The sequence below is a fragment of the Vibrio sp. YT-19(2023) genome (assembly GCF_033337395.1).
On record NZ_JAWOQN010000173.1, the window covers coordinates 1 to 1,033 of the forward strand.

Genomic DNA, 1,033 nt, shown 5'->3' on the forward strand with positions numbered 1-1,033 from the left:
ATTCCAAGAAGTGTCGTTGTTTTTTTCATCATGGTTTCTCACTTTATACCAATTTAGATAAGCCACTGAAACTTACAGGCCAGTCATTTCAATAGCTTATATGAATAAGTATCAAGACAAAAAGGGCGTTTCCGCCCTTTAAGCTGCTTCTTTATTAGAAGTAGTATTCAACACCTACAGAGAACTCATCGTAGTCAGCTGACTTCCAACGCGCTTCTGCTGGTTTATCTAGTTGAGATGCACCGTCACCGAAGTCTAGAGTACGAGCACGTACGTAAAGCACTGCAGATGGGTCTACGAAGTACATAACTTGTGCAGATAGTACATCGTCTGCTGTATCGTTAATTGTCTTACCGTCACGTTCTAGGTCGAAGTTCGCTGCGTAACCTAGCTTGTACTGCCAGTCACCTGTTGTGTACATCAGACCTGCAGACATTGCATCTTGCTTCTCGTTCACGCCGTTGCTTGCGTCCGCTTCCATGTATTTGTATTGAGCGAAGAACGAGATACCGTTATCAAACCAACCTTGAACACCAACTAGGTACGTGTTGTTTTCCCAAGTTTGACCTTCAGATTCAATGTTACGGTTACCTTCGTAAGCAGCATCCAATTGTAGTGGACCTAACTTGTAGTGAGCCGCGATGCCGCCCCAGTAATCATCACCAGCACCTAGACCCGCTTTATCACCAGCACCCGCTGCGATATCTAGAGAGAACTTGTCTGCGTACATTGGAGAGTCCCAACGAATGGTGTTTGATTGACGGTCTTGGTACTTAGCACCACCGATTGCACCACCCCAGTCGTAAACATCGCCTAGACCTGGGTTAGATGCTGGCCAGTCAACCAACTCGTACATAGGTGTCAAAACACGACCTAGACGAACTTGACCCCAAGAAGCACTTTCAAAACCGACGAATGTGTCACGCTCACCAAGACCAGCACCCTCGCCACCAAAGCTAGGGTCTACGTAACCACCTTCGATTTGCCAAATAAAGGTAGGACCGAAGTTAGCAAATTGTTTTTTACCACGGAA

General features: G+C 46.1%; 1 protein-coding gene. It reads right to left on the minus strand.

All coding sequences use genetic code 11. The features are described 5' to 3' along the window. Window positions 1-154 precede the first annotated feature (154 nt). A partial coding sequence (chiP, locus tag R7E78_RS24685) for a chitoporin (RefSeq protein ID WP_318058416.1) occupies window positions 155-1,033 on the minus strand: 879 nt, incomplete at its 5' end.